The 15,480-nt window shown below is 35.2% G+C and carries 9 protein-coding genes; all 9 read right to left on the reverse strand.

Going from position 1 to position 15,480, the window contains the following annotated elements:
• Positions 1-136: 136 nt before the first annotated feature.
• The 9 genes from AC2CGN_RS19820 to AC2CGN_RS19860 all read right to left on the reverse strand — a co-directional run bounded on the left by AC2CGN_RS19820 (position 137) and on the right by AC2CGN_RS19860 (position 15,175).
• Positions 137-1,024, reverse strand: a complete 888-nt coding sequence (locus AC2CGN_RS19820; RefSeq protein ID WP_484515792.1) for a hypothetical protein — start codon at positions 1,022-1,024, stop codon at positions 137-139.
• An 83-nt stretch (positions 1,025-1,107) separates the two neighbouring features.
• The gene (locus AC2CGN_RS19825; RefSeq protein ID WP_429984322.1) at positions 1,108-2,505 is read right to left on the reverse strand and encodes a sensor histidine kinase; all 1,398 of its coding nucleotides are present in this window, start codon (positions 2,503-2,505) and stop codon (positions 1,108-1,110) included.
• Between the two features lie 3 nt (positions 2,506-2,508).
• Entirely contained in the window at positions 2,509-3,156 is a 648-nt protein-coding gene (locus AC2CGN_RS19830) for a response regulator transcription factor (RefSeq protein ID WP_429980324.1), read from the reverse strand.
• Between the two features lie 388 nt (positions 3,157-3,544).
• Positions 3,545-5,470 carry an N-acetylmuramoyl-L-alanine amidase gene (locus AC2CGN_RS19835; RefSeq protein WP_484515795.1) on the reverse strand — a complete coding sequence of 642 codons (1,926 nt, stop codon included), beginning with the start codon at positions 5,468-5,470 and terminating at the stop codon, positions 3,545-3,547.
• 202 nt (positions 5,471-5,672) lie between these two features.
• The gene (locus AC2CGN_RS19840) at positions 5,673-7,520 is read right to left on the reverse strand and encodes an N-acetylmuramoyl-L-alanine amidase (RefSeq protein ID WP_429980322.1); all 1,848 of its coding nucleotides are present in this window, start codon (positions 7,518-7,520) and stop codon (positions 5,673-5,675) included.
• A gap of 292 nt (positions 7,521-7,812) precedes the next feature.
• The gene (locus AC2CGN_RS19845) at positions 7,813-8,745 is read right to left on the reverse strand and encodes a C40 family peptidase (protein WP_429984319.1); all 933 of its coding nucleotides are present in this window, start codon (positions 8,743-8,745) and stop codon (positions 7,813-7,815) included.
• Between the two features lie 349 nt (positions 8,746-9,094).
• Positions 9,095-10,177 carry a CAP and S-layer homology domain-containing protein gene (locus AC2CGN_RS19850; RefSeq protein WP_484515798.1) on the reverse strand — a complete coding sequence of 361 codons (1,083 nt, stop codon included), beginning with the start codon at positions 10,175-10,177 and terminating at the stop codon, positions 9,095-9,097.
• Between the two features lie 165 nt (positions 10,178-10,342).
• Positions 10,343-10,999: an S-layer homology domain-containing protein gene (locus AC2CGN_RS19855; RefSeq protein ID WP_429980319.1), complete on the reverse strand. Its 657-nt coding sequence runs from the start codon at positions 10,997-10,999 to the stop codon at positions 10,343-10,345.
• 216 nt (positions 11,000-11,215) lie between these two features.
• Positions 11,216-15,175, reverse strand: coding sequence for a cell wall-binding protein (locus AC2CGN_RS19860; protein WP_484515800.1), 3,960 nt, complete (start codon positions 15,173-15,175; stop codon positions 11,216-11,218).
• Between the last annotated feature and the right edge of the window lie 305 nt (positions 15,176-15,480).

The raw sequence follows: 15,480 nt of genomic DNA on the forward strand, positions 1-15,480 counted from the left end.
TTAATTCTTCCCTTCTGTTTTACTGTTCATTTTAGTAAAATTCATTAATCTTGTTGTGCTATCGTATTTATAACAAAGTACGATAGCACTACTATTGTTATTTTTCTATAAAACGTTTTCCTTTATTTAAACTAGTTTAGTCTTTTATTTCCAACAGCATCGGCCCGTCTTCTTCAAATTTCTTTCGCTGCTCTTCTGTAAAAATGACTTCTCGATTATTTAGTTCTTTTAATTCCTGCTCTATTTTCTTTTCATGTCGCTCAGTTTCCTTCATCCAGCTGTCATAGCCCACCTGAAGAAGTTCTTTATTATGTCTAGAGAAAACGATTTGCACAGCCTCACCTTTATCAGACCTTACACGGAAGAAAATGTCCGCATTTTTACCCCCTTGTCTATCTTCTGAATACCCTTGTCCGCTATACTCAACAGCTGTTATTTTACCAGATAATAATTGATATTTTTCTACTGCCTCTTTTGCTAAAATTTGATATTCCTGATTATTCTTTAATAGATTTTTATCCATGCCTGCACTAATTTTTGCTTTATGGTAAACCCACTTTGCTATTAAATGATTTTCTCCTGTTACTGCATCTAATTGAAATGCATATGACAGCATATCATTGATTTTAACATTTGCTTCCCATGTAGCACGTTGCAGTGTCTCATTGTTTACTGGATTATACGTCATTTCTACCGTTTTACCATTCAAATCAAGTTTGAAAACCTTCCACAGATTTTGACTCGCAAGCTCTGCTGCCTCTTCCATCTTCATGTCGTTTACAGTCGGTTTGTCTTCTCCAACGAACTTTATTTTATAATCTTTTTTTACATAATCCTGTGGTACGCTTTTACTTCCGATTTCCGTATAAGAAACATTATAGCTAGTAGGAACCATCTGCGTTTTGCCAATTTCAGCCGCCTTAATTGTTTGATTAATGCCACTAAACACCATTGTAGTCACAGCTATTGCTCCTACAGATCCTAGTACAAGCTTCTTCATTTCATTTTTTTTAGCCATTTTCATGTCATTCTCCTTCTCATTTGTATGGTGTGATCACAGTTATGAGTATATAGACAGAAGGTTATCAAACTATCATGAACTTATTATTAACTTGTAAAAATTACTTTAGCTGTTGTCCCTTTACCAATTTCCGATGAAAAGCTTAGCTCTGCTTCATGATTAACCGCAATTTGCTTGCAAAGCGTTAAACCTAATCCTGCACCTCCAGCAGAGCGACTTCGAGAAGAATCTACCCGGTAAAATGCCTCTGTTATATGATTAAGATGTTCCTTGGACATTCCTTTTCCATTATCTTGAACAACAATTACCTTATGTTCATTCTCTATATAGGCATTTAGTGTAATCAATCCACCTGAACTACAAGCTTTAAGCGCATTATCGATTAAATTAACTAGCAGAATATGCATGAGATCTGCGTCACAAAACAGTGTATTAAAATGATACTCATAGGATATCTCGATCTGTTTTTTCTTTGCTTTCATAGATAAAGATTGCTCAACATCATGAATGAGCTCGCTCATTTCAACTTTTTTCCGTTCACTTTCGCTTGTGCGAAGAGTTGCCATCTCCAGTAATCGATTAGCAATATTTTGCAGTCTACGGCATTCAGACATTATATAATTTGTTGCAAAAATTCTATCCTCTTCAGTACGAACGATCTTCTGAATATATTCTGCATAGCCATAAATCGATGTTAAGGGTGTTCTAAGTTCGTGAGCTAAATTATCAACAAACTGTTGCTTCTGTTCCGCTGCAATAGCAAGTTGCTGCATCTGACTTTGTATTTCTTCAGCCATATGATTGAAACTTTGTGCCATTTCAGCGAGTTCATCATCTCCTTTAACCTCAATCCGTTTTCCATATTGCCCGTTTGCAATACTTTTAGAAGTAGACGAAATGAGCTGCAATGGCTTAAACACACGATTCAGTACAAATAATAAAGAAACTGCTAGGAATCCACAGATTAGCATCCCAATTAAAAACAGCGAAACTGTCATTTTGTTCCATGAAGAAATAACATCAGATACATTATAATAATAGGTAAGTGTATAGGAATCATATGGTGCTGGCAGAGTGCCTACCACTCTGATGTACTCCTTATCTGCAAGCTTTTCAATCGAAACAAGCCTTTCACTTGTTTTAATATTTTTAGGGATTTTAGGTAGTTCATAGGACTCTTCTATTAAATCTGCATAAAGTTGCTTGTTCTCCTTTGAAATAGTCAATATCACTTTTTGTTTACTATAAAAATTAAAATAAGAGCGATAAAGAGATTCCACTCCATTATCGATAGAAAGACCTCTATTTTCTAATGCATTTAAATCCTTTGCATACGACGATGCGATAAAATAATGCTCTCTTAGACTGCGATCTTTAGAACTTTCCAGATTGCTTATAAGCGTCATTGCTGAAATGAGTATAATTCCACTGTAAAAAAATAAGAGAAATAGCATAAGTGTGAATAAAAAAGTCTTTATTTTCATATTTTACACTTCCAAACGGTATCCCATTTTATAGACAGTTTTAATTCTAGATTCTAGTTTTAGTTTCTTTCTTAGCTTTTGAATATGAACATCTACTGTTCTTGTATCTCCCATATAATCATAGCCCCAAGCAAGCTCCAGCAACTTATCTCGTGATAAAGCAATATTACGATTATTTACCAATACCTCCAGCAAATCGAATTCCCTCGGAGTACATTCAACTAAATTTTTATGAAGGAATACTTGTCTGCTTTTAAAATCGATTTCCACACCATCTAATTCAAAATTTCTTTTTTCTTTGTTCGTGCGTCTTAATAATGCTTCGACTCGCGCCAAAAGCTCCAGCATCTCAAATGGCTTAACAAGATAATCGTCTGCTCCGAGAGTCAGCCCCTTTACCTTATCTGACAAACTACTTCGAGCTGTCAAAAAAATAGTAGGCGTTCCCTGAATCTGTTGAAATACTTCAAATCCATCAATCTCTGGAAGCATAATATCCAACAATACAAGATCTATTTCTTGCTGTGCAAGCTTGTCCATCGCCTCCATTCCATCAAAAGCAGAAATACATCTATGTCCAACTGATTGAAGATTTCTTTTGATTAGCTCATTGATTGGAATTTCATCTTCAACAATTAAAATGGTTGCCACCAGAATCACCTCATCATTAGCATAGCATTTCTATGTAATAGAGTTGTAAAATCCTTAAAATAATTGGATACAGCCGTACGTTAAAACACTTCAGAAGAAACAATATCCGAAATCCAAACAGAATTAAGAATCAAGGACCATCGTGGGAATCTTTCTGTATCAACAAAATTTGAGAAGGTGCCTTTTTAGAATCCTTGATACTTAAAGGATTAAATTATGAAATTAACTCGTATAATGCAAAGTTCATATCAAATAATCTGCTTTTTTAACATCACTACATTTATAGTATCTAGAAGTTTTATTATAGGAAAATTCTCTTGACGGAATTCCCAAAACCTCTAAAATCAAAAAGAGCTACATCGTTCGTAAACAATGTAGCCCTCTATAATTATTGTTTTGAGTAATATTCCACAATACCCTTGTAGATAGATTCAGCAAATAGCTCAACATATTGATCATCTGTCAATTTAGCGCGATCTTCACTATTTGATAGGAAGCCTAACTCGACAAGAATAGCTGGAATATTCGTATTAGCAATTACAATATATTTCATTTCTCTGACCCTACGATCTTTCATATTTACATTTTTAACAATTTGATTGTTTACAAATGTCGCAAGATCAATGTCTTCCTCATACACATCACCTGGTGTTTTAGCGTAGTAGGTTTCAGTACCTTGTGCAGCAGTATTATCTGCGTAATTAGCATGGATACTTACGAAGATCTCACCATAATTAGTATGCGTAAAGTCAACTCGACCTTCTCTTGTAGGATATGTATCCCCTGTACGAGTCATTAGAACATTGGCACCTGCTGCCTCAAGCTTTTGCGTAACAAGAGTGCTGACCTTTAATACAACATTTTTTTCTGCAATAGTACCAACTACAGTTCCAGGGTCATTGCCGCCATGACCTGGATCAATTATGATAATTCGATCTTTTAATGGATTACCATTTTGATTTAATAGCTTTATATAGGATTTATGGACATACCCATTTTGACCTTTGTAGGTTACCTGTGCCCAATAACCATTCACACTATTTACTTGAACATATTCACCTTTTTTCACCTTATCTACAATTGTAGAAGTAGAGTTTGCCTCTTTTCGGATATTTAAATTATCCACCGTCACTCGACCTAATAAATCCCCTGAAACTGATGGTGGGGTCGGATCTGGTGTTGGTGTTGGATCTGGAGTTGGCTTTGAATCTGGTATAGAAGGCTTTTCTACTACATCCTCTGTACTATCTGCTACGATATAGCCTGGTAAACCGTTTACTACAGTTAAGTAGTAGCCGCTGACAGTGTTATAAACAGGTAATTTCACTTTACTATTAATAGTTGAAATAACGTTTGAAGTAGATGTTGGTTCTAGGTAAAGATTTATATTTTGTGTCGTAGTAACCTGTTTTTTAGCATTTCCTAATGTTTTGCCATCCATATCTAAAAACTGAGCATAAGCTTTATAAACATAAGCATAGCCGCCATTAGATGAAACTTTTAACCAGTCCCCTTCTATTGCATAGACTGCTAATTTACTACCTTTATTCACTTTCCCAACAATATTATCTATAGTTGAAGAATCTTTTGACTTACGAATATTTAAGCCGTCAGTTGTAACTTGAATAGTCCCTATAATTGCTGAATTATCAGGAACAACTACTTCTTTTATCGGCAAATCTAAACGATACTTATCATTTTTTGCACGCGCTACAAATAACGCAAACTGTGCACGCGATACCTGGTCATTCGGATTATATTTTTGACCGCTTCCCTTCGTAATACCATTATAATAAATAGTATTAATATATTGATTGTAAGGGTGTGTTGTTTTTACATCAACAAAAGGAGAATCAATTTTTTCATATTGACTTGTATCAAGCTTAAATGCCTTTGATAATACATAACTCATTTCATCACGAGTTAGGGGTTTATTTGGTGAGAATTGATCCTTCGTATTTGTTGCGAAGTAACCTAGCTGTATAGCACGTTCCACATAACCCGAAAGCTCCGTACCAACAGTTACATCGGAAAAGCTCGATTTTTTTACAGTTAGTGGTTTATTGCCTGATGCAATTACAACCATTTTGGCAACTTGTCCACGAGTTACCTTATTATTAGGTTTATAATAGGTTTTTCCTTTCTCTGTATACCCTTTGATAACACCTAATTTAATTAAATAATTGATTTCTTCATAAGCCTCATGCTTAGAAGAAATATCCTCAAAATTGCTGCTAGCACTTACACTATGTATGGTAAAAAAGGTTGATATTAACAAAATACATAACATAAGACTAATTTTTTTTAAATACAATCCATATTCCCTCCTTTTTATTTTGCCTCGTTCATTTTTCGAACTATGGATTTAGTAAAAACAAAGAGTTTTAAACCTCCTTTTATTAGAACGATATATCTCTACCTTTTGTTACATAATTTCGTAATTTTAACAAAATTTATTTCTAATTATATAAGAAAAAACTACATTGTTCTACTTTTGAACAATGTAGTTTTTATTGTTATTGTTTTGCGTAATATTGGGAAATTCCTTTGTAGATTGAGTCAGCAAATAGCTCGACATATTGATCATCTGTCATTTTCCCGCGATCTTCACTATTTGTTAGGAACCCTAGCTCAACTAGAATAGCTGGTATAATCGTATTGCGAATAACGTAGTATTGTTCTTCTTTAACACCACGATTTTTCATTTTTAAGTTATTAACAATTTGATTATTAACAAATGATGCTAGATCAATATCTTCCTGATGCATATCACCTGTTGTAATAGCATAATATGTTTCAGTGCCTTGTGCAGAAGTATTCGTTGCTGAGTTTACATGGATACTTACAAAGATTTCACCATAGTTTTCATTTGTAAAATCTACTCGGTCTTGTAGAGATGGATAAGTGTCACTTGTACGAGTCATTAATACTTTTGCACCTGCCGCTTCAAGCTTTTGCTTCACAAGTGTGCTGACTTTTAATGTAATAGCTTTCTCAGAGTTAGAACCTACTACAGTTCCTGGGTCCTTACCACCATGACCTGGATCAAGAATGATAATTCGATTTTTTAATGCATTGCCATTTTGATTTAAAAGCTTTAAGTATGATTTATGGACATACCCTTTTTGACCTTCATACGTAACCTGTGCCCAATAACCGTTAATGTTGTTCACTTGGACATACTCACCTTTAGTAAGTTTGCCTAGTACTGTAGAAGTAGAATTCGCTTCTTTGCGGATGTTTAAATTATCTACTGTCACACGACCAAGTAAATCACCTGTCACTATTGGAGGAGTTGGGTCTGGATCTGGCGTAGTAGGCTGCTCAACTTCAACATCGACTGTGCTATTAGCAACAATATAACCTGGTAAACCGTTTACTACAGTTAAATAATAGCCACCTGTAGTCTTATAAACTGGTAATTTCACATCACTCTTCACTGAGGCAATGATTTTTGAGGAAGATGTTGGCTTAACATAGAGATTGATACCTTGCGTTGTTGTGACCTGTTTTTGGACATTCCCTAGTGCATTTCCATCAGCATCTAAAAATTGTGCGTACGTTTTATAAACATAGGCAAAGGCGCCTTTATAGGTAATCTTTAACCAGTCTCCCTCTACTGCATAGACGGATAGTTTACCTCCTTTATTCACTGTGCCTACAATATTAGTAGAAGATGAGGAATCCTTTGATTTACGAATATTTAAACCATCAGATGTACTAGCAATCAATCCGATAACTTGTGATGTATCAGGAACTGCTACACCTTTAACAGGGGGTTCTAAGCGATATTTTTCACTTTTTGCGCGTGCGACAAATAACGCAAACTGTGCACGTGTCACTTGATTACTTGGTTTATAATATGAACCGTCACCTTTTGTAATACCATTATAGTAAATTGTATTCACATATTGAACGTAGGCATGTGTAATCCCTACATCCACAAATGGAGAATCAATATTTTCATATTCACTTGTATCCAGCTTAAACGCTTTCGTTAGGACATAACTCATTTCATCACGAGTTAAAGGCTTGTTTGGTAAGAATTGTCCCTTTGTATTGGTTCTAAAGAAACCAAGTTGTACAGCACGTTCTACATAGCCAGAAAGCTCTGTTCCAACTGTTACATCTGAAAAGTTTGATTTACTGACAACTAATGGCTTATTACCTGAAGCAACAACAGCCATTTTGGCAACTTGTCCACGTGTTACTGAGTTATAAGGTTTGTAATACGTTTTGCCATTTTCCGTATATCCTTTAATAACTCCTAAACTAACTAAATAATTGATCTCTTCATAAGCTTCATGATCTTTCGAAACATCTACAAAACCGCCACTTGCTTGTGCGCTATGTATAGTAAACATAGAAGCTGAAATGAATAAGACGCATAATATAAGACTGATCTTTTTGAGGTACAATGTCTTATTTCCTCCCTTCCTGTTCTCGTGTTCATTTTAGCAAAGTTTCACTGACAAAACTATCATACGAATGTAATTTTCTCCTGTTTTCGGCATCACCTCCATCATTGTGACTTACTTCATAAAAAGAAGAGAGTCTGCAAGTGCAAACTCTCCTCAACTTATACAATATTTTAAAGAACTTCCTTGCAATGTGTCACTTTAAACGTAGCCCTGTTCAAAGTGAAACGGAATTCAATTATTTCTGTACTTGTTTTGCTCGCTCAATAAATGCTTGAAGATGAGAAATTTTTAACATTTCATCATAACCAAAGTTACCGTTACCTTTACCTTCTGTAATACCATTAGAAGCTAAAATTGAAATAAATTCATTTGCCCAATGATTAGCAGGTACATCAGTAAATGCAATTAATTCACCTTTTTGCTCTAAGCCGAAAGCATGTACTAAAACTTTCGCAACTTGTGCACGTGTAATTGGTGAAGAAGGATTAAATTTACCGTTACTATCACCATCAAAAATACCTAACTTCGATACAGCAGCAATTGCACCAGCATGTGCATATGTTGGCTTAACATCTGTAAATTTTGTGTTTTTATCGGATGTATCCAAGTTAAGTGCTTTCGCGATTTGCTCTGCCACTTCTGCACGAGAAGCATATACAGTGAAATCGATAGCAGCATTCTTAACTTCTTCTTTAACAGCTTCTGCTTGTTCACTATCAAATGTTGCTACACGTTTCGCACCAACATAACGAGAATTCCAATAATATGGATCGTTAACATTTGAATAACTAACACCTTTATCAGTTTGAGAGTGGATCATTTTTCCGTCACCTATGTATATCGCTACATGTGAGATACCACTACCACTAGTGTTGAAGAATAATAAATCTCCTACTTGAAGATCATTTTTTGCTACTGCAGTCCCTTGTTGATATTGAGAGCCTGATGTACGATTTAATTTAATCCCTAAATCTGAAAAGACCTTGGAAGTGAAACCTGAGCAGTCAAATCCGCTAGTAGTTGTGCCTCCATAAGCATAAGGAGTACCTAAATATTTTGTTGCTGTATCAGTAACATCAGTTAAAGATGCTGCTTCAGCGTTATCTATTTGAGTTGTTGAAAATAACATGAAAGATGCAAAAATCGGTAATAACCATTTCTTTTTCATAGCTTCGGTATACCCCTCTCAGAACTTTTTTGCCTATACATAGACTATCATAAAAGATGCTATTTTAATTTTTCAATTGTGTAACGGTTTTTGAATACAAAAAAACGCTGATATACCAACGTTTGCTGGTTTACCAACGCTAAAATATGGGTATTAAATAATGGGTATATCGGAGTTTTGTAACATTCCTGTAATATTAGCGACATTTTGTCATAATAGATTGCTATATTGAATCATTAAGACTAGTAGAAACGCATTTTAATCATGAAATTATTACCATTACAGTATTTGCAGTTTTTTCCCTCGCCCCCATCGACATCTTTCACCATGGCTAACCCTTCCCTATGAATTATTGACTAGAAAATAATTGCACCCAATAGTAATTTCCTTTGCTGTCTATGGCAATAGCAACCCCTGTATTTGTGTAATTTTCTCGTAAAATATTATCACGATGTGCTGGCGAAGCCATCCATGCTTTCACAGCCGCTTCGGGTGATGGAATATTTCTCCCTATGTTTTCTCCTAAGCTTGTATAAGAGTAATCGAATAGGGTTGCTAAATCCCACGGCATTCCATAGTAAGGTGATTCATGCTCAAAATAATGGCGATTTACCATATCTTGTGCCTTTATAACTGCTATCTGTGTTAAGGCTGCATCAAAGCTGAGAGGTTGTAGTTTTTTCTTTTGTCGCTCATTGTTGATTAATTGGATTACATCATTAGACATAGACGATGAATAATTTTTGGTCGACATATAGGACTTAGATAAATAATCATAGGCTATTTCATAATTTGCTACTTTAGATGAAAAATCGAGGCTACGTTCCACTAAAGAGGCAAATTGGGCACGCGTTACTAATTGATTCGGACCAAATTGCTGTCCATTAATGCCTTTAATGACCCCCACATCTGCAAGTGATTCAATATAATCCTTCGCCCAGTGACCCTCAGTAACATCATTAAATTTACTAATATTTTCGGAATCAACTTCGATCTTATAGGCTAGCGTTAACATTTTAGTAATGTGCATTCGTTTCAAAGGGGTATCTGGATAGAAACAATCACCATTTTGTAAAATCCCTCGTTCAACTAGGGCACAAATTTCCTTGTAATAAGGGTGGTTATCCGATAAATCTGTAAAATCAGGTGAAAATGAAGATTCGAATTTCAATTGCATGGAACGTGCTATTGCCGCAGCTGCCTCTGCCCTCGTAATTGGCTGCTCCGGTCTGAAATAGCCATTCTGATCATTTGTCATATAATGTTTGTCAAGCATATGTGCTATGGAGCTACTAGCCCAATGTGATTGTGAAACATCCTTGGCAATACTAGCTGCAACAGCTTCTTCAGAAGTGATCGTTAGAGGCACAGCGTATGATGTTACTAGGAAGGTAAGAGAAATACCAACAACACTTGATATTTTTTTAAACATAGCGACCGCCTCCTTCATTCATGTATGTAAAACAGTGTTCCCATTATGTACTTAATCATTTTACCCCTTTCAACCGTATACAAACATACTATTATTACCTGTTTTTTCCTAACCAACTTTAAAAAAACACTCTATGGGCGGATTGCCTAAGAGTGATTCTTTATCTTATTCAACACCAATCACATAAAAAGAGCTGTCATTTTTTTCTAATAGTCGGTATAGGAATAGTACCATTTGTCCCCGACGAACATCCGTATAAGGTGAAAATGTAGTCGAACTAGTTCCTTGTGTAATCCCATAATCTAATAACGTTTGAATATACTGATTGGTTTCATTATCTTTTGTAAAATCTGAAAAAGGCGCTGATAATGTTGTAGATTTTTGTAAGTCAAAGCCAAGTGTTAAAATTTTCGCCATTTGACTACGTTTAATAAATTGATCTGGATGATAATTTGCCCCTTTTTGAATAATGCCCTTGGTAGCTAATGCTGCAATTGGACCGTAGTATGGATGAGAGGTTGGAACATCAGTAAAGCCGGGATTTTCTACTTTCTTTGTCTCCAAATTTAATGCTTTTGCTAAAAAATAAGCTGCTTCCCCTCGGGTTAAACTTTGATAGGGGCTAAACATAGTATTTGTTGTTCCAAATACAATACCCTTACTATATAATTCTTGGACTGCCTTATATAATTCTGCCTCACTACCACCATTTTTAATATCATTAAATGGCATAGATGCTGCTTCCGTTGGAATAGCCATAGCACAAGGAGCAACTATTATTGCTGCTGACAAACAGCTTGCTTGAAATAACTTTTTTGACAAAATAAATTCTTCCTTCCCTGCTTGAATAGATACTTTGAGAGGATTTATAAATTTCCTTAAACTGCCACATTAATTTAATTACGGAACAGCATAATCTCGTCTGGATTTTTTCGGCTTGCTCAAAAAAATTCCCCAAAAATTCGTGTTAAATCCCCCACTGAATAGGAAAATAACTGAATCAAGAGATAAAGAAAGAGGGACACTTGCCCTCTTTCCTCACTCTAACCCTAATGTTCTTAAATGATCCTGTAAAATACGGAAGTTATACACCAAATCCTGTTGTTCAAGACTGAGCGAGCTGTAGAGCTTTTGTGCGGCCAGTACTTTCTTTTCAAATTGTTTATTGTCGGGATCTATTTCGCCAATCGCATTCACTACTTTTAATACCGCCGCTACATCTTTCTCGGCTTTCTTTAAAGTATCGTAGTTGATAACTTGCCCTCTCACTTTTGAATCTAATACTTTATAGGCCGCAACAGCATTCGCCACATCCTCTATATAGGTGCCAGAGGATGGATGAAGACCAGCTATAATTTCAACAACCTTCTTTACATCAGTCAAATTTTTCTCAGCCTCAAGCAGGATATTATAATTGGATACTCTTTGCTTATCAATTGTATTCAAGCTATCATAATCTTTTCTTACAGATTCAACCTTACCAAAATACAGTGGATCACTTGGCTTTAAATCTGCGATACTTTGATACACTTTAATCACACTGTCTAATGAAAGAAGGAGCTGTTGATTGTATACATATCTTCGCTGTGTTGCATTTAGATTGTCATAGGCTTTTAAAATCTTTTGATATTGGCTATCCATATTTTTAGACGTCATCAGCTTTTCAATCTCATTAACAACATTAATAACAGGCTTTATCAACTTTTCTTGCTCTTGTAATGTTTTATAGTTTTCAACTGCCATTTGCTGATCTTTCGGCAGCGCATTATAAGCGGCTCTTATTTCTTCAATACGTTTAACATATTGGCTAGCTTCTACTGAAGGTAATTCCTCAATCATACGCTGGACATTACCTGCTCCTAAAATACTTGTTTCAGCAGCCTGTAATAGATGGTAGTTCGTAACATATTGCTGCATATCCTTACTTAGCCCATCATACAATGCACGGGCCTGTGTTGTATCTGTATGGAATGTTTTACTGGATGCTTTCAACTTACCAATTAGTTCAATTACTTTAGCTGTTGGCTCATAGCCCTGTAAAATAGCAATATTCTTGACGAATGCCTTTTGCTCTTTTGTTAGCTTATCATAGGCCTTTCTTGCGGCATTTACCTGACTAACAAATTTACTTGAACCAGGTTCTAAAACATCAATTTGTACCATGGTATTTAAAATAGGTTTTACTTGTTTCTCACGATCTGTTAATAATTTTACATTCGATACAAGTTTTTTCTGCCCTGATGGTAGCTTGTCATAAGCAACACGAGCATTCATTAGCTTCGTTAAAAACTCCTCATCATCAGGTACAGCCGCTTCTATTAAGGCGATCACTGTATGTGCAGATTTTAGCTCAGTTTCAGCTGTGACAAGTTTTTCGTAATTTAGAACAGCACTTTGTTTTTCTGGCGGTAAGGCATCATAATTTTTACGTGCCGTCTCTAAATCATTTAAAAACGTTTTACTAGTAGGTTTTAATGTTTCAATTAAGCCTATTAATGTTGCTACATCTTCTACTGCTGCTAGCTGACCATAATTTGTGACACGTTTTTGCGAGGCAGGGTCTAAGGCATTGTAAGCTTTTCTTGCTGCTAATACCTTTTTAGAATAATCCTTACTTGATGGATTTAACGCTGTAATGAGATTAATGACTTTTACGACACTGGCATTATTTTTCTCATAGGAAGTTAACGTTTTATATTGTGTAACTAATTTTTTTGCATTTTTATCCATAGTTTTATACTCAGCTGTCAATGCTGCCACTTTTGCTACAAATGTAGTATCAGGTTCGTTGGCTATTGAGATGACACGATCATCAAAGCTTTTAGCAATTGTTATATAGCCCTTTGCTGTTTGTAAATCTTGATAATTCGTGACTAGTTGTTTTGCGGCATCTGAAAGCGCTGCATAATCATTTAGTATCAGATCAACAGTTTCATTGTATGTTTTTTGTGAGGTATTTAAGGCCATGATTCGCGTAATGATGCCTATTGCCTCTACTTGATCTTTTAACGTTTTATAGTTTTTCACATAGTTCTTATTTGTAGCATCTAGCTTTAAATAGGCTGTATTGGCTGCTTTCGCTTTTTTCGTATAATCCTTTGCAGCTGGATCTAACTTTTCAACAAGCGTAATAACATTTAAAACAGCTTTTTGTGATTTTTCTAAATCGGTTAATATTTTAATATTTGTGACACGTTTTTTCGCATTTGCAGAAAGAGCATCATATTGTTTTCGTGCTTCCTGCATATCTTGAATCAGATTTTGCGAGCTATTTAAAGCCGTTATTTTGCTTATAACTGCTGCTAATAGATCTTCTTCATTAGATAGCAAAGTTAATTTTTCACTTAGCTTTGTCTTAATAGTAGTTAATGCAGCTTCCTGTGCATGACCAGTTGGATCTAAAGCATTTACCTTCGTTTGGTATTCTCGAACTTTCTGGCTATAATCCGGTGACGTAGTCTTTAGTGCATTAACTTTATTTAATAAATCAGCATATGGAAAATAGATAGCTAATTGACCCTTATTTTGTACAATCGCCTGCTCTGCTGTACCAAGTTTATCAAAAGCCGACTGTGCTAATAGTGTTTTGCTCTCAAACGTAGAGAGGCTTGGATCAATGGCAGCAATTAATTTATCTACATCTGTCGAAGCACTATATTTCTTTTCCCATTCTACTAATGTTGCCAAGTTATTGACAATTTTTTTAACATTTGCAGCATTTACAGTAGAAGGTGGCGTATTGTATGCCTCTCGTGCACCCTTAATTTTTGTAAACTGTTCTGCTGCACCTGCATTTTCGATGCCTTGAATAAGAGCTTCAATATTTTCAGCTTCTTTGATTTCCTCCTGAGCAGCAGTTAGATTTGTAGCATTTTTGACAAATGCTTTTTTATCTAAACCGTTGTAGGAATCAAATAGATTATTAACTGTTGTACGATAATCTGCACTATTAGAAACAACTAGTGTATTAATTTGCTTTGAAACATCTGCCGCAGCTTTATAAGGTAAAAAAGCATTATAGTTAACAACATAATTTTGAGCTTCTTTAGTTAATTTACCGTAGGCTGTTTCAATGGCAGAAACTGCGCTAATAAAAGTAGTTGCCTTATCAAAGCTTGCTGCATCCTTATTCATTAATTGCGTTATACTATCTTCCACCTTTAGGGCAGCATCAATATTTTGCTTTGTGTCCGTATAGGTTTTATAAGGAGCAATTGTATCCCCTTCAGGAATATAAGCTGTAGCAATTTTTTTATGATCTGCTGATAAAGCGTTATAGGCTGTTGTAATAGCAGTCACTTTTTGTTTAATAGCTGTAAAGTCAGAATTTGATAAATCCAATTTTAAACCATCTAATAGATCAATAGTGGGCTGTACAGCAGCAACAGCATTTACCATTGTAGTCAGCTTATCTAAATCAGCACCATTTGTTTTAAAATAATTTTTTTGTGCTGCTTCATCATAGCCATATTGAACTGCAAGCCCTAGCATTGATGAAACTGCAGTTTGTGGTGCAGCATTCACAGCTTCTTTAAAGGTCTTTTGCACATTTGCATAGGAGCCAGCTTTCGTTTCATTCATAAATTCTTTATATTTGTCTTCTGTCGCTTTAGCATCTCTAATTAGAGAACTACTTGTATAAGTTAATTTATTAATACTTTCGCCAAGGCCTTTAATTTCCGTTACCAAGGTTTTCTGTGCTCGTACGTAAGCGACTTTGGCTTTAATAAATTGAATTTCATCCGCAGTAAATCCTGCTGCCCCTAAACCATTAAAGCGACTTTCTGCAATCGTTATATCATCAAGTGAGGATTTATCCGTTAAATTTTTATACATCGTTTGCAGTTGTTCTTTTGTTTCAACCGCGACTGCATTCACATAAGCAACTTGCTCCGTTTTTTGTTGTGGCTGTATTTCTTGAGCATTGGCAAGTGCTGCCGGTGTTAGTAATAAACTTGTCAACACACCAACTTTTATTGGTTTCTTCAAAATGCCCACCCTTTCTTTTTACATTATATAGGAAAATGGATATGTATTTATAGCTTCATATTCTCTATCTTTAGTATCGGTACTTCCCGTTCAATTTCAAGCTATTCTCTCAAAGTCTCTTATGTCCTTTACGAATGTATTGATAATTGCTATTTTTAGATTGAATAGGCTTTTTATAGGAAGTTATTGTTAGGATACTATATAATTGAATTATGTGCATTGATCCTGCACATAATTTCATGTTGTTGAAATACTATTATGTCAATGAAATCAAGGTGACAAATTAAAAGTATAGTCCTTTTTCAAAACGAGGG

The organism is Lysinibacillus sp. DFXJR4, from assembly GCF_057196045.1.